Annotated in this window: 17 protein-coding genes and 1 pseudogene; 12 read left to right on the top strand and 6 right to left on the bottom strand. The window is 74.4% G+C overall.

What is annotated here, in order from left to right; genetic code table 11:
- On the top strand, positions 1-2,817 hold the full coding sequence (locus B079_RS0125285; RefSeq protein WP_018548643.1) for an NHLP bacteriocin export ABC transporter permease/ATPase subunit: 2,817 nt from the start codon (positions 1-3) through the stop codon (positions 2,815-2,817).
- 220 nt (positions 2,818-3,037) lie between these two features.
- Here the strand turns inward: B079_RS0125285 and B079_RS0125280 are convergent, their stop codons facing one another.
- The gene (locus B079_RS0125280; RefSeq protein ID WP_018548642.1) at positions 3,038-3,460 is read right to left on the bottom strand and encodes a subtilase-type protease inhibitor; all 423 of its coding nucleotides are present in this window, start codon (positions 3,458-3,460) and stop codon (positions 3,038-3,040) included.
- A gap of 474 nt (positions 3,461-3,934) precedes the next feature.
- Here B079_RS0125280 and B079_RS0125275 point away from each other — a divergent pair, with 474 nt between their 5' ends.
- The 4 genes from B079_RS0125275 (at position 3,935) to B079_RS0125260 (ending at position 7,991) form a co-directional block, all read left to right on the top strand.
- Positions 3,935-5,524: a purine-cytosine permease family protein gene (locus B079_RS0125275; protein WP_018548641.1), complete on the top strand. Its 1,590-nt coding sequence runs from the start codon at positions 3,935-3,937 to the stop codon at positions 5,522-5,524.
- Entirely contained in the window at positions 5,521-6,180 is a 660-nt protein-coding gene (locus B079_RS0125270; RefSeq protein WP_018548640.1) for a cyclase family protein, read from the top strand. The genes B079_RS0125275 and B079_RS0125270 overlap by 4 nt, the downstream gene beginning before the upstream one ends.
- A gap of 114 nt (positions 6,181-6,294) precedes the next feature.
- Positions 6,295-7,233 (top strand): daunorubicin resistance protein DrrA family ABC transporter ATP-binding protein, encoded by a 939-nt coding sequence (locus B079_RS0125265; RefSeq protein ID WP_018548639.1) that lies wholly within the window; start codon positions 6,295-6,297, stop codon positions 7,231-7,233.
- Positions 7,230-7,991 carry an ABC transporter permease gene (locus B079_RS0125260; protein WP_018548638.1) on the top strand — a complete coding sequence of 254 codons (762 nt, stop codon included), beginning with the start codon at positions 7,230-7,232 and terminating at the stop codon, positions 7,989-7,991. The genes B079_RS0125265 and B079_RS0125260 overlap by 4 nt, the downstream gene beginning before the upstream one ends.
- Here B079_RS0125260 and B079_RS0125255 read toward each other — a convergent pair.
- Positions 7,975-11,181, bottom strand: coding sequence for an ATP-binding protein (locus B079_RS0125255; RefSeq protein WP_018548637.1), 3,207 nt, complete (start codon positions 11,179-11,181; stop codon positions 7,975-7,977). The two genes, B079_RS0125260 and B079_RS0125255, sit on opposite strands and share 17 nt — an antisense overlap.
- A gap of 170 nt (positions 11,182-11,351) precedes the next feature.
- Between B079_RS0125255 and B079_RS0125250 the strand changes: the two genes are divergently transcribed.
- Entirely contained in the window at positions 11,352-12,509 is a 1,158-nt protein-coding gene (locus B079_RS0125250) for a lactate 2-monooxygenase (RefSeq protein ID WP_018548636.1), read from the top strand.
- A gap of 124 nt (positions 12,510-12,633) precedes the next feature.
- On the opposite strand, the gene B079_RS0125245 is transcribed toward B079_RS0125250, so the two are convergent.
- From B079_RS0125245 to B079_RS32735, 3 genes and pseudogenes are all read right to left on the bottom strand, one after another.
- On the bottom strand, positions 12,634-14,289 hold the full coding sequence (locus tag B079_RS0125245; protein ID WP_018548635.1) for an RICIN domain-containing protein: 1,656 nt from the start codon (positions 14,287-14,289) through the stop codon (positions 12,634-12,636).
- Positions 14,290-14,735: 446 nt separating this feature from the next.
- Positions 14,736-15,116, bottom strand: coding sequence for a hypothetical protein (locus B079_RS0125240; RefSeq protein WP_018548634.1), 381 nt, complete (start codon positions 15,114-15,116; stop codon positions 14,736-14,738).
- A 111-nt stretch (positions 15,117-15,227) separates the two neighbouring features.
- A pseudogene (locus B079_RS32735) lies at positions 15,228-15,452 on the bottom strand (hypothetical protein); the annotation flags it as partial.
- 151 nt (positions 15,453-15,603) lie between these two features.
- Between B079_RS32735 and B079_RS0125230 the strand changes: the two are divergent.
- On the top strand, positions 15,604-17,223 hold the full coding sequence (locus B079_RS0125230; RefSeq protein WP_037801958.1) for a multicopper oxidase family protein: 1,620 nt from the start codon (positions 15,604-15,606) through the stop codon (positions 17,221-17,223).
- A gap of 198 nt (positions 17,224-17,421) precedes the next feature.
- Positions 17,422-19,845 carry a SpoIIE family protein phosphatase gene (locus tag B079_RS0125225; protein ID WP_018548631.1) on the top strand — a complete coding sequence of 808 codons (2,424 nt, stop codon included), beginning with the start codon at positions 17,422-17,424 and terminating at the stop codon, positions 19,843-19,845.
- 53 nt (positions 19,846-19,898) lie between these two features.
- Here the strand turns inward: B079_RS0125225 and B079_RS0125220 are convergent, their stop codons facing one another.
- On the bottom strand, positions 19,899-20,471 hold the full coding sequence (locus B079_RS0125220; RefSeq protein ID WP_018548630.1) for an RNA polymerase sigma factor: 573 nt from the start codon (positions 20,469-20,471) through the stop codon (positions 19,899-19,901).
- A 44-nt stretch (positions 20,472-20,515) separates the two neighbouring features.
- On the opposite strand from B079_RS0125220, the gene B079_RS0125215 reads away from it, so the two are divergent.
- The 4 genes from B079_RS0125215 to B079_RS0125200 all read left to right on the top strand — a co-directional run bounded on the left by B079_RS0125215 (position 20,516) and on the right by B079_RS0125200 (position 24,708).
- Positions 20,516-21,901: a serine/threonine-protein kinase gene (locus tag B079_RS0125215; RefSeq protein ID WP_018548629.1), complete on the top strand. Its 1,386-nt coding sequence runs from the start codon at positions 20,516-20,518 to the stop codon at positions 21,899-21,901.
- A 167-nt stretch (positions 21,902-22,068) separates the two neighbouring features.
- A complete protein-coding gene (locus tag B079_RS0125210) occupies positions 22,069-22,803 on the top strand; it encodes a DUF4232 domain-containing protein (protein ID WP_018548628.1) in 735 nt (244 codons plus the stop codon).
- 76 nt (positions 22,804-22,879) lie between these two features.
- Complete coding sequence (locus B079_RS0125205) at positions 22,880-24,172, top strand: arsenic transporter (protein WP_018548627.1); 1,293 nt, start codon at positions 22,880-22,882, stop codon at positions 24,170-24,172.
- 53 nt (positions 24,173-24,225) lie between these two features.
- The gene (locus tag B079_RS0125200) at positions 24,226-24,708 is read left to right on the top strand and encodes a universal stress protein (protein WP_018548626.1); all 483 of its coding nucleotides are present in this window, start codon (positions 24,226-24,228) and stop codon (positions 24,706-24,708) included.
- Positions 24,709-24,712: the final 4 nt, after the last annotated feature.

Genomic DNA, 24,712 nt, shown 5'->3' with positions numbered 1-24,712 from the left:
ATGACGCGGACACATGAAGGGGACCTGGTCCTCGGCGCCCTCGGCGCGCTCGGCTCCCGGGTGGACTGCGCGGGCTTCAACCGCCTGGACCTCGAAGGCCCGCAGGTGCTGTGGCTGGTGGCGTCCGGCGCGCTCGACCTGTTCGCGGTGGACGCCGCCCAGCAGGGCCACTGGCACCACCTCGGCCGTCTGGAGGCGGGCGCGCTGCTGCTCGGCCCGGTCGCCGGACCCCAGCACACGCTGGTCGCCCGCCCGGTGCGGGACTGCGTGGTGCACCGGGTGAACCTGCGCGAGCTGTACCAGAGCGCGCAGACCGAGACCTGGTCGTACGACGAGTACGGCAACCCGCAGTACGTCCCGCCCGCCACCAGCCCGCTGGAGTACGCGCTCGCACTGGGCGTCGGACGCGGCCTCGCGGTGCTGTTCCAGGCGCCGCTGGCCGAGGACCGCTCCGCCGCGCCCTCGGACGACGACGTGTTCTGGACCCAGGTGCCGCCGGGCAGCGTGCAGTACGGCTCGGTGTACGGCGCGGAGGCCGCCGCCGATCTGCTGATGGACCCGGCGCTGTGGCAGACCCTGGTGGACCAGCAGTACCGGCTGCTGACGGCCCTTGACCGGTGGATCGAGCAGCTGGAGCGCAGCCACGAGACGCGTGCCGCGGCCGGGATCAAGGCCGGTGAGGCGGTGCGTGCCGAGGCCGACCGCACCCTGCTCGCCTCCATCGGCAAGCGCTCGGCGCGGCGGACCACGGCGGCGGACGCGGACGCCGGGTACGCGGCCTGCAGGCTGGTCGCGGAGGCGGCCGGGATCGCGCTGGCCGAGCCCGCGCACAGCGGCACCGAGAGCGAGCGCCTGGACCCGGTGGAGCGGGTCGCGCTCGCCTCCCGGGTCCGCACCCGCGCGGTCCGCCTGCACGGCCACTGGTGGCGGGAGAACGTGGGCCCGCTGGTGGGTCACCGGGCGCTGTCCGGGGCGCCGGTCGCGCTGCTGTGGCGGCGCGGCGGCTATGTCGCCGTCCAGCCCGCGACCGGGCGCGAGACGCCGGTGGAGAAGGCGAACGCGGAGGAGTTCGAGCCGCGCGCGGTGATGTTCTACCGCCCGCTGCCCGAGCGGCGCCTCGGCCCGCTCGGCCTGCTGCGCTTCAGTCTGCGCGGCACGCGCGGTGATCTGACGAACCTGCTGCTGGCCGGTCTGGTGACGGTGGTGATCGGCGCGCTGGTGCCGGTGGCCACCGGCAAGGTGCTCGGCGAGTACGTGCCCGAGGCGCGGGAGAACCTGATCGCGCAGGTGTGTCTCGCGGTGATGCTGAGCGGGATCGTCTCGGCGGCGTTCACGCTGCTGGAGAACCTGACGATCCTGCGCCTGGAGGGCCGTATCGAGGCGGCACTGCAACCGGCGGTGTGGGACCGGCTGTTGAGGCTGCCCACCCGGTTCTTCGCGAAGCGCTCGACCGGTGAACTGGCCAGTGCCGCCATGGGTATCAGCGCGATCCGGCGCCTTCTCGCGGGTGTGGGCCCGGTGGTGGCGCAGTCGGTGACGGTCGGCGCGATGAACGTCGGGCTGCTGCTCTGGTACAGCGTGCCGATGGCGCTCGCGGCGATCGGGCTGCTGATCGTGATCGGCGCGGTGTTCCTCGGGCTCGGGCTGTGGCAGGTGCGCTGGCAGCGGCGTCTGGTGACGCTCGGCAACAAGCTGAACAACCAGGCGTTCCAGACCCTGCGCGGTCTGCCCAAGCTGCGGGTCGCGGCGGCGGAGAACTACGCGTACGCCGCCTGGGCACGGGAGTTCGCGCGCAGCCGGGAGCTCCAGCAGAGGGTCGGACGGATCAAGAACCTCAGCTCGGTGCTCGGCGCGGTCTATCTGCCCGTGTGCACACTGGTGATGTTCATGCTGCTCGCGGGCCCGGCCAGGGGCGCGATGTCGGCGGCGGCGTTCCTCACCTTCAGCACCTCGGTGACGATGGTGCTGACCTCGGTGACCCAGCTGACCGGCGCGTTCGTCTCGGCGGTGGCGGCGCTGCCGCTGTTCGAGGAGATCCGCCCGGTGCTGGACGCCACCCCGGAGGTGCGCGCGGCCAGCACCCGTCCCGGTCCGCTCACCGGCGCGCTGGAAGCCCGGCGGCTGTCCTTCCGGTACGCGGACGACGGCCCGCTGGTCCTGGACGACGTGTCCTTCTCGGTGCGCCCGGGCGAGTTCGTCGCGGTGGTGGGCCCGAGCGGCTGCGGCAAGTCCACGCTGCTGCGCCTGCTCATCGGCTTCGACAAGCCGGTCTCCGGCAGTGTGCTCTACGACGGCCAGGACCTGGCGGCGCTCGACCAGTCCGCGGTGCGGCGCCAGTGCGGGGTGGTGCTCCAGCACGCGCAGCCGTTCACCGGCTCAATCCTGGACGTCATCTGCGGCGCCGAGCCGTACACCCCCGAGGAGGCGATGGCGGCGGCCGAACTGGCCGGTCTCGCCGAGGACATCCAGCGGATGCCGATGGGGCTGCACACGATCGTCTCCGGCAGCGGCGCGGTCTCCGGCGGCCAGCGCCAGCGGCTGATGATCGCCCAGGCGCTGATCCGCCGCCCGCGCGTGCTGTTCTTCGACGAGGCGACCAGCGCGCTGGACAACGAGACCCAGCGCACGGTCATGGAGAGCACCCGCAAGCTCAACGCCACCCGCATCGTCATCGCCCACCGCCTGTCGACCGTCATGGACGCGGACCGGGTGGTGGTGATGGAGGACGGCAAGGTCGTCCAGCAGGGGGCGCCCGCCGACCTGCTCGCGGACACCGGGGGGCGGCTGCACGAACTGGTGCGCAGGCAGCTGGCGTAGGAGCCGGGGCGCCCCGGACGCCGTCGGGAGACGGAAACGCCGTGTCCCGGCCTAGGCCCCCCACGGGCCCGGCCGGGACACGGTTGTGCCTCCGGAGTCCGGCGGACGGCCCCACACCGTCCGCCTGCTCCGGTCACGAGATCGCGGTCGCTCCGGCCAGGGGCCGCACTCCCCAGTCACGAGCCCGATCCGGCGTCCTGGAGTCCGCGCGATCCCGGTCCTAGAACGCGAAGACGCTGCTGTCGAGCGCGTCCTTCGCGCAAGCGTTGCCGAACGTGCGCTCGTAGGAGACGCGTTGGCCCTGCCACACGCCCTGGACGGTGACGGTGACCGGGTCGTAGAGCCGGGTGCACCACACGTCGGCGCGGGCCTTGAGGGCGGTGAAGTCGCCCTGGAGTCCGCGCAGTTCGGCACAGGCCCGGACGGGGTCCGGGTGGGTGCCGGACGCGGTGGGGGCGCAGCTCAGGGTGACGGCGCGCTCGGGGGCGAGGGTGGCGGCGCTGTCGCCGTGCCCGGTGGTGAGCACCAGCGCCGAGGGCGCGTAGAGCGAGGCCGGGGCGGCTGCGGCGGCCTGGGTCAGGGGGCCGCAGACGGCAACCGCGGTGAGTCCCAGGGCCGCGGTCCAGCGCGCGGTGTTCCGCATCGTGTGCATCCTTCCGCTCGAACAGTCGGGGGTGCCGGTCCGGCTCCGATCGGGTGCCGGGGGTGGCGGCGGCCACTCTGCCGAGTCCGCCGCCGGAACACACATCCCACCCATGACTTTCAGTAACCTTGCGTGTTGAATCAGTGGCGAGAAGTCACGGAAATCGAACGCGTCGGCCGTGCAACGCCACGGTTCTTGATCGCGCCGCATGGCCGACTGGCCGAAACCCACCGCCTGTGTAATCGGCCTGAAACATTCCGGCCGTGGCCGCCGGGCGCCCCTTCACGTCCCGTCCGTGACACCTTCACGCTTCCTCGCGTTCGCCCGGGTTTCGGGTGCGCCCCAGTGGCCGAACCCTCCATCGCGGGGCCCGGAGATGGACGAAACATCACCTGGCCCGGCTCCGCGCCCGGGTCGTACTTTCGGCAGATCCCGATCCGGACATCCGCCCATCTCGCGGCGCAGGAGCCCCCGTTGACCTCACAGCCCGCCGAATCCCCGGCCACGCCGCCGCCCGCCCTCACCGAGGTCGAGCCCTACGGCGTCGAACGCATCCCCGACGCCGAACGCACCGCGACCCCGCTCGACCTCTTCCGGGTCGCCTTCGGCGGCGCCAACACCTTCTCCACCTGCGTCCTCGGCGCGTTCCCGATCCTGTTCGGGCTCTCCTTCTGGCAGGGGCTCGCCGCGACCGTCCTCGGGGTCGTCGCGGGCGCCCTGATCCTGTGTCCGATGGCCGTGTTCGGCCCGGTGAACGGCACCAACAACGCGGTGTCCTCCTCGGCGCACCTCGGGGTGCACGGCCGGGTCGTCGGCTCCTTCCTCTCCCTGCTCACCGCAGTCGCCTTCTTCTCCATCTCGGTGTGGAGTTCGGGCGACGCCCTGGTGGGCGGCGCGCACCGGCTGTTCGGCCTGGAGCGCGGCACGCTGTCGTACGTCGTGGCGTACGCGCTGTTCGCGGGGCTCGTCCTCGCGGTGTGCGTGTACGGCTTCCGGTTCATGCTCTTCGTCAACAAGATCGCGGTGACGTCCGCGACGGTGCTGTTCCTGCTCGGCGCGATCGCCTTCGCCGGTGACTTCGACCCGTCCTACGCCGGGGTGTTCACGGCCCACGCGGACGCGGCGACGCGGTCGATGTTCTGGCCGTCGTTCATCGGCGCGGCCCTGATCGTGCTGTCCAACCCGGTGTCGTTCGGCGCGTTCCTGGGCGACTGGTCGCGCTACATCCCCGCCGCCACCCCGCACCGCAAGGTGATCGGGGCCGCGTTCCTCTCCCAGCTGGCCACGCTGCTGCCCTTCGTGTTCGGCCTGGCGACCGCGAGCATCATCGCGACGAAGGCGCCGGAGTACGTCGACCCGAAGGCGCCGGACTTCGTGGGCGGGCTGCTGGCGATCTCCCCGAGCTGGTTCTTCCTGCCGGTGTGCCTGCTCGCCCTGATCGGCGGCATGTCCACCGGCACGACCTCGCTCTACGGCACGGGCCTGGACTTCTCCTCGGTCTTCCCGAGGCTGTCCCGGGTCCGGGCGACGCTGCTGGTCGGCGTCCTGTCCATCGCGTTCATCTTCGTCGGCCGCTTCGGCCTGGACCTCGTGCAGTCCATCTCCACCTTCGCCACGATGATCATCACCTGCACCACGCCGTGGATGGTCGTGATGATGCTCGGCTTCTGGACCCGGCGCGGCTGGTACGACCCCGACGCCCTCCAGGTCTTCAACCGCCGTCAGCGCGGCGGCCGTTACTGGTTCACGCACGGCTGGAACTGGCGCGGGATGACCGCCTGGTGGGTCTCGGCGGTGCTCGGCGTGCTGTTCACCGACATCCCGGGCCAGTTCGTGGGCCCGCTGGGCGACGTGGCGGGCGGCGTGGACATCAGCCTGCCGCTCTCCCTGGCTGTGGCCGCGCTGCTCTACCTGGCCCTGCTGTGGCTCTTCCCCGAGCCCCGCGCGGTCTACGGCCCGGAGGGCGCCCGTCTTGTCCGTACGGCGGACACCCCGGTGCCGCCGATCACGGGCGGCGGCCCGGAGCCGGTGGGCGAGCCGGTCCTGGCGGAGCCCACCCGATGACGCGGTGGCTGGACCTCTCCGTCCCCGTGGTCACCGGGATGCCCGTGTATCCCGGTGACCCGGAGGTCACGGTCTCCCCCGCGCTGCGCGCCCCCGCCGACGGCGTCAACGTCCTGTCCCTGCACCTGGGTTCGCAGTCCGGCACCCATGTGGACGCGCCGTACCACATCGACGACGCGTGGCCCCGCCTTGACGAGCTGCCCCTGTCCCGCTTCACGGGCCGCGCGGTGGTGGCCGACGTACGCGGCCTTACGCCCCGCTCCCCCATCACGCCGGAGCTGCTGGCCCCGGCCCTGGACGCCTTCGCTCCGGACGCGGTGCTGCTGCTGGCCACCGGCTGGTCGGCCCACTGGGGCACGGACGCCTACGCGGACCATCCCTGGCTGACCCCGGCCGCCGCCGAGGCCGTCGTGGCGGCCGGGGTCCGCACGGTGGCGGTGGACGCCCTCAGCGTGGACCCGAGCGGCCCGGACGCCGACCCGGCCCTCCCGGCCCACCGCGTGCTGTGCGGCGCGGGCGCGGTGATCGCGGAGAACCTGACGCGCCTGGACCGGCTGGTGGGCGTGGCCGACGCCGAGGTGTTCCTCTTCCCGCTCCGGCTGCCGGGGGCGGACGGGGCGCCGGTGCGCGCGGTGGCGCGGCTCGGCGGGGCGTGACGGCGCGGGGCGAGGCGCGCGGAACGGCGGTGCGGGGCCCGTGGTGACACGGGCCCCGCACCCGTGTCAGGGGCGTGGCGGCGCCGTGTCAGGCGGGGCCGTCACCTTGGGGGCATGCGAAATTCAGCGATCGCGGTCTGGGGACTGCGCAAGGCGTACGGCGGCAAAGTCGTCCTGGACGGCGTCGACTTCGAGGTCCCGGAGGGTTCCGTCTTCGCCCTGCTCGGCCCGAACGGCGCGGGCAAGACGACGACCGTCAACATCCTCACCACCCTGCTGAGGGCCGACGCCGGGACGGTGCGGGTCGCCGGGCACGACGTGACGACCGCGACCCGTCAGGTGCGTGCGGCCATCGGCGTGACCGGCCAGTTCGCCGCGGTGGACGAGCTGCTGACCGGCCGGGAGAACCTGCGTCTGATGGCCGACCTCAAGCGGGTACGCCCGGCCGATGAGGTGGTCGCGCGGCTGCTGGAGCGGTTCGAACTCACCGATTCGGCGGACGAGTCGGCCTCCGCCTACTCCGGCGGCATGCGCCGCAAGCTGGATCTGGCGATGACCCTGGTCGGCGATCCGCGCATCATCTTCCTGGACGAGCCGACGACGGGCCTGGACCCGCGCAGCCGCCGCACGATGTGGGACATCGTCCGCGAACTGGTGGCCGACGGCACCACGATCCTGCTCACCACCCAATACCTGGAGGAGGCCGACCAGTTGGCCGACCGGATCGCGGTGCTCGACCACGGCCGCCTGGTCGCCCGGGGCACCCCCGAGGAGCTGAAGCGGCAGATCCCCGGCACCCATGTCCGGCTGCGCTTCGCCGCCCCCGCCGACCTGGACACGGCGGCCCGCGTGCTGCCCGGGTCCGTACGCGACGACCAGGAACTGACCCTGCGGGTGCCGAGCGAGGGCGACTCGCGGTCGCTGCGCGCCCTGCTGGACCGCCTGGACGCACACATGCTGGACGCGAAGGAGTTCTCCGTGCACACACCCGATCTCGACGACGTCTTCCTCGCCCTCACCGGCCAGGCCCAGCCGGAGGTGACCGCCAAGTGAGCACGCCCACCCTGCCGTTGGCCGACGCGGCGGTCATGCTGCGCCGCAACTTCCGGCACACGCTCCGCAATCCGGTCACCGTGTTCCAGGCGGTCCTGTTCCCGCTCGTGATGATGGCGATGTTCGTCTACGTCTTCGGCGGCGCCTTCAAGGTCCGGGGCGAGTACATCGACTACGCGGTGCCGGGCCTGATCGTGATGGCCCTCACCTACGGGCTCGGTCCGACGGCCGCCGCCGTCAACGGGGACATGACCAAGGGCATCATCAACCGGTTCAAGGTCATGGACGTCTCGCACGGCGCCGTGCTCATCGGGCATGTCGTCTCCACGACGGTGCGCGGTCTGATCGCGGACGCGGTCATCATCGGCGTCGGCTTCGCCATGGGGTTCCGTCCGCACGCGAGCTTCCCGCAATGGCTCGGCGCGATCGGTGTGATGCTGCTGCTCGGGTTCGCCGTCAGCTGGCTCACGGTCGCCCTGGGCGTTGCCGCGAAGAGCGTGGAGTCGGCGGGTCTGGCCACCGTGCCGCTGATCATGCTGCCGTTCCTCAGCAGCGCGTTCGTGCCCGCCGACACGATGGGCGCGGGCGTACGGCAGTTCGCGGAGTACCAGCCCTTCACGCCGATCGTGGAGACGCTGCGCGGGCTGCTGACGGGCCACCCGTCGGGCGGCGACATCTGGGCGGCCGTCGCCTGGTGCACCGGCTTCGCGGTCGTCGGCTATCTGTGGGCGGTCTCCACGTTCAAGAAGCGGGCGTGACCCGGGGCGCGGCGAGCACGGCCTCGGCCAGCCGGGGCCAGTCGGTCCGCGTCCCCTCCCGCGCCGCCTCGGCGTACCGCGCGTCGCCGAGGCGGTCGCGGGCCTCCCGCTCGATCCGGTCCGTGTCCGGGTTCGAGCGGTCCCGCAGGCCGCCCACCTCCGCGCTCGCCGCGAGCAGCCGGGCGGCCTGCCCGGGCTCGCCCCGGCGCAGCGCGAGGTCCGCGACACCGACGAGCACCTGTGCGATCGCCTGCGCGTACCCCGACTCGGCCGCCGCCGCGCAGGCCGCCGCACGGTGGGTGCGGGCCTCGTCCAGGTCGTCGGCGAGGTGGCCGAGCAGGTCGTGTCTGATCGCGCGGATGTGCGGCAGCTCGGCCTCGTCGCGCAACAGGGCGGTCGCGCTGTCGAGTTGGGCGCGTGCTTCCTCGGCGTCCCCGTCCCAGCGGGCAAGTCCCGCTTGCGCGAAGGCCAGTTCGGCCAGCGCGTCCGGCCAGGTGACCCGCTCGGCCCAGCGCCGCGCCTCGGCCAGGGCCGCCGTGCTCGCCGCCCGGTCGCCGAGCAGCCAGGACAACTGGGCCTGCCGTGACCGCATCCGGATGACGTCCTCGGCGGCGCCGACCTCGGTGACGACCGCGACGGCCTGCTCGTAGTGCGCGCAGGCGGCGGCGAACTCGCCCCGCGCGGCGATGCGGTCGGCCAGCTCGGTCTGCGCGAACGCGATCCCGAACCGCTCCCCGAGCGCCCTGAACTCCGCGAGCGCCGCCTCCAGATGGGCGTCCGCCTCCCGTCCGCTGCGGCCGAGCACGATCCGCATCTTGCCCATGTGCAGCCGGGCCAGGGCACGCACCCAGGGGTCCGCGTCGGTGAGCAGCGGCTCGAACGCGGTCAGTGCCTCCTCGGGCCCGCGCAGCAGACGCACCAGGGCGCCCACGAGCCCCAGCGCCGGATGACCGCCGCCCCGCAGGCCCTCGTTGAGCCGATGTGCCTCGTGGATCCACTCCGCGGCCTGCTGGGCGTCGCCCCGCCCGGAGGTCGCGAACATCGAGTACAGGGCGTACACCGTGGCCCGGACCTCGTCGGCCACCTCGCCGGGCACCTTCGTGGCGGCGGTGATCAGCTCCATGCCCTCGGCGCGGTGTCCGCCGAGCCACCAGTACCAGCCCGCGCCCGCCGCCAGCCGCATCGCCGCCTGTGCGTCGCCCGCCGCGAGCGCGCCGCGCATGGCCGCCGCGATGTCGTCGTGCTCGGCCTCCAGCCGTGCCAGCCAGTGGAGTTGGCCCGCGCGGCGCAGCTGCGGCTCGGCGGTCTCGGCGAGTTCGGTGACATGCGCGAGGTGGGCCCGGCGGGCGCGATCCGCCTCCCCGGCCTCCGCGAGACGGTGCCCGGCGTACTCCTTGATGGTGCCGGTCATGCGGTAGCGCGGGGCGCCGTCGCCCTCGGCGCGCAGCAGCGACTTCTCCGTGAGCGCGGTGAGCAGTTCGAAGACCTCCTCCCGGGCGACCTCCTTCCGGGCGATCCCGTCCCGGGCGGCCTCTTCCCGCGCGAACTCCTCGCCCGCGCAGACCCGTTCGGCCGCCTCCAGGCTCGCCGCGCCGGAGAACACCGCGAGTCTGCGCAGCACGGCCCGCTCGGCGTCGGTGAGCAGTTCCCAGCTCCAGTCGACGGCCGCGCGCAGGGTCTTGTGCCGGGGCAGGGCGGTGCGGCTGCCGCCGGTCAGCAGGCGGAAGCGGTCGTCGAGGCCGCCCGCGAGCTGGTCGACGGACATGGTGCGCAGCCGGGCGGCGGCCAGCTCGATGGCCAGCGGCAGTCCGTCCAGCGCCCGGCAGACCCGCACCATGGTCGCCAGCGTGCCGGTGTCGTCCGCGAGGTCCCGGCGCACGGCCGACGCCCGGTCCCGCAGCAGCCGTACGGCCGGTGCGGCGGCGATCTCGCCGGGGGCGGCGTCCGCCGCAGGCAGGGCCAGCGGCTCGACCGGCCACAGGGCCTCGCCGGTGATGCCGAGCGGTTCCCGGCTGGTCGCCAGGATGCGCAGCCTCCGGCACTCCCCGAGGACCCGGTGGGCGAACAGCGCCGCGGACTCGATCAGATGCTCGCAGTTGTCCAGGATCAGCAGCGCCTCGCGCTCGCGGATCGCGGCGACGAGCCGGTCCACCGGCTCCGCGTGCGGGGCCCCGCCGAGGAGGGTATCCCGCAGACCGAGCCCGGAGAGGGTCGCCTGTGCCACATCGCCGTCGGCGCCGACCCTGGCCAGCTCCACCAGCCAGGCCCCGTCGGGGAGTTCGCCGAGCAGCGTGCGCGCGGTCTCGGTGGCGAGCCGGGTCTTCCCCGCCCCGCCGGGCCCGATCACGGTGGTGAGCCGGTGCTCGGTGACGAGCCCGCGCACCGCCTCCACCTCGTCGCCCCGGCCCACGAACGTGGTCAGCTCGGCCCGCAGGTTGGTCTTCCGGCTCGCCTCCGCGCGGCCCGACTCCCCGCGCAGCAGGGAGACATGGAGCGCGGCCAGCTCCGGCGAGGGATCGACGCCCAGCGTGTCCGCCAGCGCCTCCCGCGCCCGCTGGTACACGAGCAGCGCCTCGCTGTCCCGCCCGGCCGCGACCAGGGCACGCATCAGCGCCGCCACGAGCCGTTCCCGCAGCGGATGCGCGGCCACCAGAGCGGTCAGCTCCGTGACCGTCTCCGCCCCGCGCCCGAGGGCGAGATCCGCCTCGGCCCGCTCCTCGACGGCACTCAGCCGCAGCCCCTCCAGCCGGGCCACGACCGCGTCGAACGCCGCACCGCCGCCGAGCCCCACGTCCTGAAGTGCCGCGCCCCGCCACAGCCCCAGCGCCTCCCGCAGCAGCCGCACCCGCCCGAACGCGTCCCGCCCCTGGGCCTCCCCGACCAGCCGCTCGAACCGTACGGCGTCCACGGCGTCCGGCTCCACGCGCAGCCGGTACCCCTCCGTGCGCCCCTCGATCGCGCCGTCCGGCAGCAGCTTCCGCAGCCGGGACACCAGCCGCTGGAGGGGGTTCGCGGCGTCGGCGGGCGGCAGTTCGCCCCAGATCCAGTCCACGAGCGACGCCTTCGGGACCGGCTGCCCCGCCCTGAGCGCCAGCGCGGCCAGCAGCCCCCGCAGCCGCGCCCCCGGCACGTCGACCGGACCACCGTCGTCCGCGCGCACCGTCAACGGCCCCAGCATCCCGATCTGCACCCGCCGATTTTGCCACGCTCCCGGGCGGGCGTCTCCGGGCCGGTGACGCCCGCAAGTCCCCGGTTTCCAGGGCCGCGTCCCGACTCCTGACCAGCGGCGCGCGCCCGCCTAGGATCGACGCCGGTCCCTACGGGGCCGGTTGTCCGTGGCGGAGTGGAGGGAGCCGGATCATGGTCGGGCAGTGGGCGGATTTCCAGTACGAGATCTATCTGAACGGGATGACCGGTGCGGTGCCCCGGCTCCCCACCGATCTGACCCGCCTGGAGGAGCTGGCCGAACACCGGCTCGGCCCCGGCCCCGTGGGGTACGTCGCGGGGAGCGCCGGGGACGGGAGCACGGCGCGGGCCAACCGGGCCGCGCTGGAGCGGCGACGGATCGTGCCCCGGATGCTGCGGGACGTACGCGAACGCGACCTGTCCACCGAGGTGCTGGGGCGCACCCTGCCCGCGCCGCTGGCCCTCGCGCCGGTCGGAGTGCTGTCGATCATGCACCCCGAGGCGGAGTCCGGGGCCGCCCGGGCCGCCGCCGCGCGGGGTGTGCCGTACATCCTGTCGTCGGCGTCGAGCACGCCGCTGGAGGAGGTCGCGGAGGCGATGGGGGACGCCGAGCGCTGGTTCCAGCTGTACTGGGGCAGCGACCGGGAGGTGACGGCCAGCTTCCTGGCCCGCGCGAAGGCGTCCGGGTACTCGGTGCTGGTGGTCACGCTGGACACCCCGCTGCTGTCCTGGCGCCCGCGCGACCTGGACCGGGCGTATCTGCCGTTCCTGCACGGCGTCGGCACCGCCAACTACTTCACCGACCCGGCGTTCCAGGCGGGGCTGGCCAAGCCGGTGCACGAGGACCCGAACGCGGCCGTGCTGCGCTTCCTCGCTCTGTTCGGGGACGCCGGGCACACCTGGCCGGACCTGGAGTTCCTGCGCGAACACTGGGACGGCCCGATCGTGCTCAAGGGCATCCTGCACCCGGACGACGCCCGCCTCGCCGCCGACGCCGGGATGGACGGGGTGGTGGTCTCCAACCACGGAGGCCGCCAGGTCGCCGGTTCCGTCGCCGCGGCCGACGCGCTGCCCCGGGTGGCCGAGGCCGTCGGCGACCGGCTCACCGTGCTCTTCGACAGCGGCATACGCACCGGCGACGACATGTTCAAGGCCCTCGCCCTGGGCGCCCGTACGGTGCTCCTAGGCCGCCCTTACGTATACGGCCTCGGCCTGGACGGCCAAGCGGGCGTGGACCACGTGATCCGCAGCCTGCTGGCAGAACTGGACCTGACGATGGCCCTCTCCGGCCACGCCTCCGTAGCGACGGTGGGCCCGGACTCGCTGACCTGAGCCGAGAAGCCAAGGGCACGGACAACCCCCCAGGGGCGCGGGGAACTGCGCGACCAGCCACACCGATCCGGCACCTGCCAACGGCGAGAACCCCCCATGTTCTCCGGCCAAAGCGCCGCAGGCCCTACGCTCCTTGGCGCGGCGGTTCCGAAGCCCCAGATATGGACAGCGCGTCGGGACTCGCCGACGGCGTGTCCGTCAGCCAGCGCTGCCCGGCCGAGCGGTCCCGGAAGGCGGCCACGATGTCGGAGCCGGGCCGGGTGTCCGCCGCCGCGAGGGCCAGCGTCCGGTCCCAGCGGGGCAGCAGGTCGCCGCGCACCGTGAGGTCGTAGCGCACGTCGTCCGCGCGCTCCGTACCGGCGTCGGCGCAGGTGCCGAGGATGACCACGCCGGGGTCGGCGTGCGAGTCCAGGCACAGCTGGGGGTCGGCGGCGCTGTGCAGCAGCCCGTCGGCGTCGTAGGTCCAGCGCTGGATGTCGTCGCCGGAGCACAGGGCCAGCGTGGTCGCGGCGCCGGTGCGGGGCTCGCCCTTGACGCTCAGGCAGAGGTCGGCGCCGACGTTGCGCAGTCGGAAGGGGTGCCCGGCCGTGGGGACCGCCACGGCGGTAGGAGAGGCGGCGGGCACGGACGGTGACGTGCCGTCGGACGGCTGCGCGGTGCGGGGGTCGGCGGCGGGCTCGGCACCGGTGGAGGCGACCTGGGAGGTGCCGTCGCCGCCGCCCGGCCAGGCGCCGACGGCGAGCACGGTCACGAGGATTCCGGCGGAGGCGACCCCGACGCCGGTGAGCACCCCCTTGGGCGAGAGGACCCCGACGACGCGGGCGAGCGGGCCCTCGCCGCCCCGGCGGCGGCCCGTGCCGTCGCCGCTCGCGGCCGTCGCGCCGCGCTTGCCGCCGCCGCGCCTGCGACCGCCCGGGCGGCGGGAGGTGCCGAGCGCGGCACCGGAGCCGGAGCGGCCGGGGCGGGAGTCGAGATAGCGGCGGGCGCCCCAGCCGAGGACGGCCTCGGCGAGCAGGGCGCCGAGCGCGGTGTCGATCTGGCCGAGCTGTTCGGCGGCGTGGCGGCAGTAGGCGCAGGAGGCCAGGTGCCTGCGCACGTCGGGGAGCAGGTCGCCGCCCCGGCGGATCGGCACGTCGAAGAGGCGGTTGTAGTGGCGGCACTCGGCGCTGGGCGCCAGCTCGCGGTGGGCGCGCACACAGCCCTCGCGGAAGCGCTCCCGGGCCTGTTCCAGCGCGGCGGCGGCGCTCGCCTCGTCCAGGCCGAGCAGCACGGCCGGGACGCCGGTCGGCTCCGCTTCGACGGCGGTGTGCCACAGCAGGGCCTGCTCCAGCGGGGCCAGGGCGTGGAAGGAGCGCTCGGCGAGGGCGCGGTTCTCCGGGGTGAGCGACTTGGCGGCGCGCATCCCGCGTCCGCCCGCGGGCTTGCCGAGGCCGGGCAGCGCGGCGGTGATCCGGTCGGTGGCGGCCCAGTCCACGATCGTGTCGCGCACGGTGAGGAGCAGCCGGGGGCGCAGGGCCACGGCGGGCTCGCCGAAGCGGAGCCGGTCGAGCACCTGGTGGAAGGCCGCCGCCGTGACCATCTGGGCGACAGGGCCGGACGTCGCCAGGCAGATGACCGCGTAGTCGGTGGCGGGCTGCCAGTGACGGGCCATCAGCAGGGCGGCGGAGCGGGAAGACTCCGCGTCGGAACCGGCGCGCAGGGGCGCGGCGAGCGACTCGTCGGACTCACCCGGGTCGCCGCCTTGCGGGTACGGGGGACGGGGAGGTCGAGGGGTGGTCACTTGAGCGGTTTCCTTTGGCGCGTGCGGTGCGTGGGAGCCGGGAGCGGACCTCCGGGGTGCGCACAGGGAGCGGGAAGTCACCGGTGTCGCCCCCGCTCCGGTTCCTCAACTGCCGAAGCGGTCCCGGACCTTACCCCCCGCGCGGGTGTGTCAACCCTCGCACAACTTCTGCACAAGCAACAAGGCGCCCGTCCCACATCACCGGTTTTGAAAGGAACTCTTCGAAACCCACGGCGGTGTGTTCTCTCGCGCCCCGTGTGAAACACGCGCACCCGATGCCCCGCCGCGCACGGTGTCGCCGGGCGGCACGGCGGTGTGGACTTGGTCCCGGTCCTTCTCGGGAGGCCCCGGCGGAACGGCGGTTCCGCGTACGGGGCAGGCCGGTCGGCCCGTTCCCACCGCCCCGGCCGGCGGTCACGACGGCTTCCCCCGTCCGCCGGGCGGTGTCAGATCTGCCAGGAACGGAGCCGGCCGGCCGCGCCGTGCACGTCGGCGGCGCCGGAGCGCAGGTCGCGTACGAGTGCGGTGAGGGCGCCGGGCGGCGGTTCGATCCGGGCGCCGCTGACGGCCAGATAGGCGACGGCGGTGGCGCAGGCGAACCGCGCGTTGGCCGAGGGCAGCGGCCGGAGCACGGCGAGGGTGTGCAGCAGGGCTGCCGCGCGCCAGGCGGCGTCGGCCTCCACCCCGGGCCCCGGCGGCTCCACCCGGTGCCGGGCCACGGCGGCGACCAGTACGGACAGGTCCCCCACCGCCGCCGCTCCGGGCAGCACCTCCTCGTACCGCCGCAGCAGCCAGGGGACGTCGATGTGGATGACGGGCGACGGCATCGCTCAGGCGGCCTCGCCGTCGGCGGAGGCGGAGGCGGAGGCAGGCGCGGAGGCAGCTGCGGGTGCGGATGTGCTGGTGGGTGCGGGCGCGGATGCGGGTGCGGGGGCGCTTCGTACGGCCGGTTCGTCGTCCGGGAAGGCCGCCGCGAACTCCGCCGCGTGGGCGGCGAAGAAGCCGCGGAACGTCTCCGCGCCCTCCTGGAGTGCCCGGTGCCGGGCGATGTCCGCGGCGGCGGCCTCGCGCACGAGCGCCTTCATCGACGTACCGCGCTCCTTGGCGATCTGGCGCAGGTCGGCCAGTTCACGCTCGCTGAACTCCACATTCAGAGCTGGCATGGCCTCACGGTACAGCGCGGGTACTTACCCGTAAATTCCGCCAGTTGCCGCACCTTTCGCGCCGGTGGCAGGGACGGTGCGGAGCCGACACCAGCGGACGCGCCGCCCCAGATCCATCACATATGAGCACAAAAAGTGTCTTATTTCCTTTATGCATACACCTTCGCGGCGTACCCTGCTCCGAGCCCCGTTCGCTGCCGCCGGCGCGGGTCTCCTGGCTGCCTGCACGGACTCCGGCTCCCGGCCCAGGCCGGGTCCGGAGGCGAGCGGCGCGTCGGCGGCCGAGAAGGCCTTCGTCCCCCCGGGGCCCCAGGGATATGTCGACCCGTCGGGTCCGGAGGTCCGGGCCGCCGAGCGCAGGCGCGGCTCGGGCCGGGTGCGCATGGTCGGGCTCACCGCCCGGGAGACCACGCTGGACCTCGGCGGCCGCAGTGTGCGGACCTGGGCCTACCACGACCAGCTCCCGGGGCCGCTGGTGCGCGCCACCGCGGGTGACGTGCTGAGCTTCACCTTCTCCAACCGGCTGCCGGAGTTCTCCACCCTGCATTTCCACGGCATCCGGCTGCGCTGCGACATGGACGGCGTGCCGGGTCTGACCCAGCGGGCCGTCGCCTCCGGAGCCGACTTCACCTACCGCTTCACGGCCGCCGATCCGGGGACCTACTTCATCCATTCGCACGTCGGGATGCAGCCGGACCGCGCGCTGTACGCGCCGCTCATCATCGACGACCCGCGCGAACCGCTCTCCTACGACCAGGAGTGGATCGTCGTCCTGGACGACTGGCTCGACGGGGTGAACGGCTCCACCCCGGACAAGGTGCTCCGCCAGCTGGTCCCGGACTCGTCGACGCTCGACAGCATGAGCATGGACATGGGAATGGGCCCGCAGCACCCGTCGGCCCATCCCACCGCCACCCATGTGGACAACGGCCCCGACCGCAGGCTGCACCACTCCTACAGCCGCCTGCTGCACAGCATGGGCGGCAGCGTGGACTTCCCCGTCTACCTCGTCAACGGCCGCCGTCCGGGCGAGCCCACCAGCTTCCGCTGCCGCCCCGGCGAGCGGATCCGGCTGCGCATCATCAACGCGGGCTCCGAGACCGCGTTCCGGGTCGCGCTCGGCGGCCACACCATGACGGTCACGCACACCGACGGCTATCCGGTGCAGCACTGCGACACCGACGCGCTGCTGGTGGGCATGGCCGAGCGCTACGACGTGCTGGTCACCGCGAAGGACGGTGTCTTCCCGCTGGTGGCGAAGGCCGAGGGCAAGAACGGACAGGCGATCGCGGTGCTGCGCACCGACAAGAGCAGAACCGTTCCTCTCCCCGATGTGCACCCCGACGAGCTGGACGGGAACATCGTCCTCGCGAACCAGTTGCGCCCCGCCGACTCGGCGGCCCTGTCCGAGCGCGAGCCCGACCGCCAGTTCCGGATCAGGGCGACGGGCAACATGGGCAAGTACGACTGGAGCTTCGACCACAAGCCGTACGACGTGCGCCAGCGCCACCCCGTGAAGGCCGGGGAGCGGGTCCGGGTCACCCTCATCAACGCCACCGACATGTGGCACCCCATGCATCTGCACGGCCACACCTTCGCGATGACCGGGCTCGACGCGGTGGGCGCCCGCAAGGACACGGCGATCGTCCTGCCGCACCGCAAGCTGGTCTTCGACTTCGACGCCGACAACCCGGGCCTGTGGATGCTGCACTGCCACAACCAGTACCACTCGGAGAGCGGCATGATGACGATCCTCGGCTACCGCACCTGAGCGGGGCGCAACGGTGCCGGTACGACCCGCTTCTGACGAGGCGGCGGCGCGGCGGGCCCGGGCGCCCCTGGCGAGCCGCCGGGCGCCCCGTCTCCCGCTCGGGCCCGCACAGCAGGCGGGAGTTCGCCGACTGGGCCTAGGCTGGGTCACGGAGGTGCGCCTGTCGACTCTGCGCGCACGCGCTTGGGAGTGGCGACGATGAGCCGGGGCTATCCGTTCGACGAGGCGGCGACGGCCCGGGCCGTGATCGCCGACGACGGAACACTGCTGGAGTGGAACGAGGGCGCCCGGCGTCTGCTCGGCCACTCCGCCGACGCTGTCCTGGGCCGCCCGGCCGCCGGGCTGCTCGCCTACGACGGCACCGCGCCGGTCCTCTCCGGTGGCCACTGGGACGGCACGCTCGACCTGCGCCACCAGGACGGCCGCACGGTCACCGTCTGGCTGCTCGCCCAGCACCGCCCGGCCGACGGCACCCACGGCGGCGACTGGCTCGTCGTCGCCCCGCCGCCCGGCACCGCCCCGCCCCTGGCCGGCGACCCGCTGGCCGAGGCGGGTCTGCTCCAGTCCCCCTGCGCCGTCGCCGTCTACGACGACCGGCTGCGGCTGTGCCGGATGAACGACGCCATGGCCCGGATCACCGGGCTGCCCGAGGAGCGGGTGCGCGGGCTGCGGATCACCGAGACGGGCGGCCTGCCCCAGCCCGAGGAGCTGGAGCGGAGCATGCTCCAGGTGCTCACCACCGGGCAGCGGCTGGACGTCCGCGTCCACACCTGTGCCACCGACGGCGAACCGGCGCGGACGTGGCTGGCCCGGATGGCGCCGGTCACCGGCCCGGACGGCCGGGTGCGGGGCGTCGTCGTCGCCGCGCACGACGTCACCGAGAGCGACCGGGCCCGGCAGCGGCTGCGCCTGGTGAACGAGGCGAGCATCGGCATCGGCACCTCCCTGGACGTGACCCGTACGGCGCAGGAGCTGGCGGACGTGTGCGTGCCCGTGCTCGCGGACTTCGTCACCATCGACCTGCTGGACCCGGCCGAGCACGGCGGCGAGCCCCCGTACCGGGTGGTGGCGCCCGTGCCGCTGCGCCGGGCCGCCCACCGGTCGGTCCTCGAGGGCGAGCCGGAGGCGGTCGCGGAGCCGGGCGGCTCCGAGGTGTACCCGGAGTTCTCGCCGCAGGCCGCGGCCCTGCTGACCGGCCGTACCGTGGCCGCCACGGTGGCCGCGGGCGACCTGGACAAGTGGCTGGCCTGGAGCGGGGAGCGGGGCGAGCGGGTGCGCCAGTTCGGCATCCACGCCTCGCTGGCGGTGCCGATCCACGCCCGGGGCACGACGCTCGGGGTCGCGGTGCTGGCCCGGCACCGGCGGCGCGATCCGTTCACGGCGGACGACGTGCTGCTGGCCGAGGAGATCACCGCGCGCGCCGCCGTCTGTCTCGACAACGCCCGCCGCTACTCCCGCGAACGCGACACCGCCCTGGCCCTCCAGCGCAGCCTGCTGCCCCGGCGGCTGCCGCCCACGGCCGCCCTGGAGGCCACCTCCCGCTATCTCCCGGCGGCGCGGGCCGGGGTGGGCGGCGACTGGTTCGACGTGATCCCGCTGTCCGGGACGCGGGTCGCGATGGTCGTCGGGGACGTGGTGGGCCACGGGGTGCAGGCGTCGGCGGCGATGGGGCGGCTGCGCACCGCCGTACGCACCCTGGCCGATCTCGATCTGGCCCCGGACGAACTGCTCACCCATCTGGACGACCTGGTGGTCCGGCTCTACGAGGAGTCCGGCGGCGACGGCGGCGGCGAGGTGGGCGCGACCTGCCTCTACGCGGTCTACGACCCGGTGTCCCGGCGCTGCTCGCTGGCCCGCGCGGGCCATCCCCCGCCCGTGGTCCTGGAGCCGGGCGAGCCGCCCCGCGAACTCGACCTGCCCTCCGGCACCCCGCTGGGCCTGGGCGGGCTCCCCTTCGAGTCGGCCGAGGTGGAGCTGCCCGAGGGCACGGTGATCGCCCTGTACACCGACGGTCTGGTGGCCTCCCGGGACCGCGCCGGGGACCGGGGCAGACAGCTGCTGTTCCAGGTGCTCGGCGAGGAGACGCGGCGCCTGGGCGAGCGCTGCGCCCACGCGCTGGACGCCACCTGCGACCGGGTCCTGGCCGCCCTGCTGCCGCGCGGTGACGCGGCGGACGACGTGGCCCTGCTGCTGGCCCGTACCCACGCCCTGCCCGCCGGACAGGTGGCGGCCTGGGACGTGCCGGACGATCCGGCGCTGGTGGCGCCGGTCCGCCGGGAGGTCGGGGAGCAGCTGGAGCGCTGGGCCTTGAGCGAGGCGGCGTTCACGGCGGAGCTGGTGGTGAGCGAGCTGGTCACCAACGCGATCCGCTACGGCTCCCAGCCGGTGCGGCTGCGGCTCATCCACGACATGGACCGGCTGATCTGCGAGGTCTCCGACGCCAGCCACACCGCCCCGCACCTGAGGCGGGCCAAGACCTTCGACGAGGGCGGCCGGGGGCTGCTCCTGGTCGCCCAGCTCACCCAGCGCTGGGGCAGCAGGCACACCGCCGAGGGCAAGACCATCTGGGCGGAGCTGACCGTGCCGGAGGACGAGCGGCGGCCTCAGCGGGACGATCAGTAGCCGGTCGGTGGCTCAGCGGGCGCCCGGGGTGCTCAGCCGCCGCCCGGATGTGCTCAGTAGCCGCTGAGCCAGGGCCGTACCCGCTTGCGGGCCTCGTGCAGACGGGACTTGAGGGTGCCGAGCGGGATGCCCGCCCGTTCGGCGGCCTCGGCGTAGTCCAGATGGCAGATGTCCCGGTAGACGAGCGGCGCGACCAGGTGCGGATACTCGCGCTCCAGCCGGTCGAGGGCTTCCAGCAGGTCGACCCGGGAGCCCGCGATGACGCTGGTGGTGCGGGGGTCGACGGGTTCGGGGCGGGTGGGCGGGGCGGGCCGTTCGGCGGCGCGGCGGCGCAGCTCGCGGTACTTCTGGCGGCAGCAGTTGGCGACGACCGTGTAGAGCCAGGTGCTGAAGCGGCTGCGGCCCTGGAAGCCGGTGATGTGCCGGGCCACCTGGAGCAGTACGTCCTGCGCGGCCTCCTCGGCGTCCTCGCGGCACGGCAGGAACCGGCCGCAGCGGCGCACCACCTCCGGGCGCAGCTCGGCCAGCAGCCGGTCGAGCGCGGCCGTGTCCCCGGCCGCGGCCCGCCGGGCAAGGTCCTCGGCCGTCGGCTCGTCCGCCGCAGCGGCCGTCGGCTGGTCCCCCACAGCGGCCCCCTGGAAGTCGATCTCAGTCCAGGCATGATAGTCGTATGCATCCCCCGGAACGGATCGGCCGTCACCGTATGGAACGGGTCCTGGGCACCGGCGCCTTCGCCACGGTGTGGCTCGCCCACGACGACGAGCTGGACGCGCCGGTGGCGGTCAAGGTGCTCGCCGACAACTGGGCGCACCGGCTCGATGTGCGCGAGCGGTTCCTGTCCGAGGCCAGGCTGCTGCGCCGGGCCTCCTCCAGCCGTCTGGTGCAGGTCTACGACATCGGTGAACTCCCGGACGGCAGGCCGTACTTCGTCATGGAGTACGCGGACGGCGGCACGCTCGCCGACCTGCTGAAGGACGGTGCGCCCCCGGTCGCGGAGGCGCTGCGGCTGACCGCCGAGGCCGCGCGCGGGGCGGCGGCTCTGCACGAGGCGGGGATCGTGCACCGCGACATCAAGCCGACCAACGTGCTGCTGCACACCGCCCCCGACGGCGAGCGGCGGCTGCTGCTCGCGGACCTCGGGCTGGCCAAGAGCCTCGCGCAGGCGTCGGTGCTCACGCTGGCGGCGGGTTCGGCGGGCTATCAGCCGCCGGAGCAGGCCGAGCCGGGGGCGGGCATCGACGCGCGCGCCGACGTCTACAGCCTGGGCGCGGTGGGCTACGAGCTGGTCACCGGCACCGTGCCGGGCCCGCCGGGCCGCGTGGTGCCGCCGGGACGGCTGCGCCCCGGGCTCGGCGCGGACGTGGAGCGGGCGCTGCTGCGGGCCCTGGAACCGGACCGGGAGCGGCGCTGGCCGGACGCGGCGGCGTTCGCGGACGAGCTGGAGCGGCTGGCGGACGGTTCCGGCGGCGGGCGCGGGCGGTGGCCGCGGCCCCGGGTGCGGGCCGGGTACGCGGTGGTGGCCGGGGCGGTGGCGCTGGGGGTGGCCGCCGGGGCGGTGGCCCTGGTGCTGCACCGGCCCGCCGCCGGGGACGCCGGGCCGGTCCGGGTGCGGGACGCCTCGGGCCGGATCAGCGTCCAGGTGCCCGCGGGCTGGGCGCGCGAGGTCCGTGACTCGGGCTGGAACCCGGCGGCGCTCGGGCTGCCGTCCGGGAAGGAGCCGGGGCTGGTGGTGGCGGGCGACCTGGAGCGCTGGCCGGACCTGGACGCGCCGGTGGACGGTGTGTTCGTCGGCGTGGCCGGTCAGGGGGACGTGGCGGCGCGGGTGGCCGCGCTGACCCACGCGGGGTGCCGTGACGGGGGCGGCCGGGCCTTCACCGGGGGCGGCTGGCGCGGCACGGTGCACACCTGGGGGGACTGCCCGGACGGCGGCGCGGTGACCGAGTCGGCGCTGCGCCCGGCGGACGGGACGGACGCGCCGCAGGTGTACGTCCAGGTGCGCCGCCGGGGCGGCAAGGACGCCACCGACGCCGTTCTGCGCTCGCTGCGGGTCGGCTGACCAGGTACGACGGCCTGGCGGGGCGCGAAAGGACCGGGGGCGGGAAAATATTCTTCGCGCGCTCCGAACTTTTCCGTCGGTCCGCGCATCGGAGTGTGGTGACGGCGCACCCGGCGCCGGAGGCACGCGTACGGCGCGTGCCGCGACTACCAGGAGTGTCGAGCGACATGGCGAACTCATCTCCCTCCGCGCGGCGCGGGGCCCTCATCGCGGGGTCGGTCGCCGTACTGGGTCTGCTGACCGCCTGCGGCGGCGGCCAGGGCGTCCGCGCCGAACCGGTCAAGACGGAGTCGGGCACGGCCGCGCCCGCCACCGAGCGGTCCCCGGGCGCCTCCCCGCCCGCGTCGGCCGCGACGGCCACCCCGTCGGGCAAGCACGCGTCCTCGGCCGCCGAGCCGAAGGAGTCGCGGCGCGGCGACGGCACGAAGGACGACGACGGCACCAAGGGCGACGCGACGAAGCCGGGTGCCGAGCCCGCCGCGAGTTCCCGCTGCCACACCTCCGAGCTGCGCGCCTCGGTCGGCCGCAACGACCCGGGGGCCGGGCAGGAGAACTTCCCCGTCGTGCTCACCAACAAGTCCTCCCGCACCTGCACGGTGCACGGCTATCCGGGCACGGCCTTCGTCGACGCCTCGGGCAGGCAGCTCGGTCCGGACCCGAAGCGCTCCTCCGGTTCCGCGGTGACGGTCACGCTGCGCCCGGGCGCGAGCGCCTGGGCGGGGCTGACCTTCTCCAACCCGGAGATCAGCGGCGCCGACAAGGCCCAGCCCGCCGCCCTGGTGGTCACTCCGCCGGACGAGCGCGACTCGCTGAAGGTGACCTGGTCGGCCGGTGCGGTGCCGGTCGGCGGCAACTCCTCCTCCGTGTTCCTGAGCGTGTTCCGGCCGGGCACCCAGCCCTGACCGGCACGTACGCGCGACAGGCGTCCGGTGTTCCGCGCGCGGCAGGCGCCCGGTGTCCCGCCCGTGATCTGTTTTCATGGGCGGGCACCGACCGCGTCCGACCCGGAGGAACGCCCTGAACACCCCGCTCGCCGAGGCCCTGTCCGCCGTCCTGCTCGTGGCGGTGCTCGCCTGGGCGGTCGTACGGCCCTTCGGCCGCTCGGAGGCCGTCCTCGCGGTGCCCGCCGCCGGGATCGCGATCGTGGCCGGTGTCATCTCGCCGGAGCACGCCCGCGACGAGGTGGCACAACTCGGCCCGGTGGTGGGGTTCCTCGCGGCGGTCCTGGTGCTGGCCCACTTCTGCGACGTGGAGGGGCTGTTCCGGGCGTGCGGGGCGTGGATGGCGCGCTGGTCGCGGGGGCGCCCGGTGCGGCTGCTCACCGCGGTGTTCGCGCTGGCCTCGGTGATCACGGCCGTCCTCAGCCTGGACGCGACGATCGTGCTGCTGACCCCGGTGGTGTTCGCGACGGCCGCGCGCACCGGCGTACGGCCGAAACCGCAGGTGTACGCCTGTACGCATCTGTCCAACACCGCCTCGCTGCTGCTGCCGGTGTCCAATCTGACGAACCTGCTGGCCTTCGCGGCGAGCGGGCTGAGCTTCACCCGGTTCGCGGCGCTGATGGCGCTGCCGTGGCTGGCCGCGATCGCGGTGGAGTACGGGGTGTTCCGGCGGTTCTTCGCCGGGGATCTGGCGGTCTCGGCTCCGGGTGCGCGGGAGACGGGCGAGGAGCCGCCGCTGCCGCTGTTCGCGCTGGTGACGGTGGGCTGCACGCTGGCCGGGTTCGTGGTGGCATCGGGGTTCGGGGTGGACCCGGCGTGGGTCGCGGCGGCGGGCGCGCTGGTGCTGGCGGGGCGGGCGCTGCTCCGGCGGCAGGCGACCCCGCTGACGGTGGTGCGCGCGGCGGCGCCCTCCTTCCTGTTGTTCGTCCTCGCACTCGGGGTGGTGGTGCGCGCGGTGGTGGACAACGGGCTCGCGGACGCGCTGAAGCATGTACTGCCCGGCGGCACGGGCCTATTCGCGCTGCTGGGCACCGCCGCGCTGGCCGCCCTGCTGGCGAACCTGATCAACAACCTGCCCGCCGTCCTCGTCCTGCTGCCGCTGGCGGCCCCGGCGGGCGCGGGCGCCGTCCTCGCGGTGCTGCTCGGGGTGAACATCGGCCCGAACCTCACCTACGCCGGTTCGCTCGCGACCCTGCTGTGGCGGCGGATCGTGCACCAGCACGACCACGGGGTGGACCTCGGGGAGTTCACCCGGCTGGGTCTGATCGCCGTGCCCTCGGCGCTGGCCGTGTCGGTGGTGGCACTGTGGGGTGCGCTGCACCTGTTCTGAAACCCCGGTGGTCCCTCGGAGCGACCGCCGTACGTCGAGAGGGGCCCGACCGGATGCGTGTGATCGCCTGGCTCGTCGAGGGCACCTGGCCCGCCTGTGTGGACGCCGTACGGGAGCACACCCCGGCCGGTGCCGAGGTGGTGCTGCTGCATGTGAGCGGGCCGGAGGTGCCCGGGGTGGCGCACGGGGCGTTCGCGGGGCTGCTCGGGCGGGGGCGCCGGGGTGATCCGGGCGATCTGATGGAGGCGCTGAACGACGGTTCGGCGGCGGAACTGCTCGCCTCGGCCGCCGAACGCCTGGGCCGTCCCTGCGTCCGCGAGGAGCGCTCGGGCCGGGTCGAGCGCGAGGTGGTCGCGGCGGCCGAGGGCGCCGATCTGCTGGTCCTCGCCCGCGACGGCGACCGCACCCGGCTGGGCCCGCACAGCCTGGGCCCGGCCTCCCGCTTCACCGTGGACCACGCGCCCTGCCCGGTCCTGCTGGTCTGGCCGGACCGGGCGCCGTCCCTGCGGACCCTGCCGCCCCCGCCACCCCACTGACGGC

Source organism: Streptomyces sp. LaPpAH-108, assembly GCF_000373625.1.
In the GTDB taxonomy this organism is placed as follows: Bacteria; Actinomycetota; Actinomycetes; order Streptomycetales; family Streptomycetaceae; genus Streptomyces.
This window is presented reverse-complemented; position numbering and strand designations above follow the sequence as displayed.

What these genes read in the sequence shown, in the direction of transcription:
- B079_RS0125240 (WP_018548634.1), bottom strand. Translation starts at nt 15,116, where the DNA reads ATGCCGTCGCCCGTCATCCACATCGACGTCCCCTGGCTGCTGCGGCGG.
- B079_RS0125210 (WP_018548628.1), top strand. Translation starts at nt 22,069, where the DNA reads ATGGCGAACTCATCTCCCTCCGCGCGGCGCGGGGCCCTCATCGCGGGG.
- B079_RS0125265 (WP_018548639.1), top strand. Translation starts at nt 6,295, where the DNA reads ATGCGAAATTCAGCGATCGCGGTCTGGGGACTGCGCAAGGCGTACGGC.
- B079_RS0125205 (WP_018548627.1), top strand. Translation starts at nt 22,880, where the DNA reads ATGGGCGGGCACCGACCGCGTCCGACCCGGAGGAACGCCCTGAACACC.
- B079_RS0125225 (WP_018548631.1), top strand. Translation starts at nt 17,422, where the DNA reads ATGAGCCGGGGCTATCCGTTCGACGAGGCGGCGACGGCCCGGGCCGTG.
- B079_RS0125280 (WP_018548642.1), bottom strand. Translation starts at nt 3,460, where the DNA reads ATGCGGAACACCGCGCGCTGGACCGCGGCCCTGGGACTCACCGCGGTT.
- B079_RS0125250 (WP_018548636.1), top strand. Translation starts at nt 11,352, where the DNA reads ATGGTCGGGCAGTGGGCGGATTTCCAGTACGAGATCTATCTGAACGGG.
- B079_RS0125285 (WP_018548643.1), top strand. Translation starts at nt 1, where the DNA reads ATGACGCGGACACATGAAGGGGACCTGGTCCTCGGCGCCCTCGGCGCG.
- B079_RS0125215 (WP_018548629.1), top strand. Translation starts at nt 20,516, where the DNA reads ATGCATCCCCCGGAACGGATCGGCCGTCACCGTATGGAACGGGTCCTG.
- B079_RS0125200 (WP_018548626.1), top strand. Translation starts at nt 24,226, where the DNA reads ATGCGTGTGATCGCCTGGCTCGTCGAGGGCACCTGGCCCGCCTGTGTG.
- B079_RS0125270 (WP_018548640.1), top strand. Translation starts at nt 5,521, where the DNA reads ATGACGCGGTGGCTGGACCTCTCCGTCCCCGTGGTCACCGGGATGCCC.
- B079_RS0125230 (WP_037801958.1), top strand. Translation starts at nt 15,604, where the DNA reads ATGCATACACCTTCGCGGCGTACCCTGCTCCGAGCCCCGTTCGCTGCC.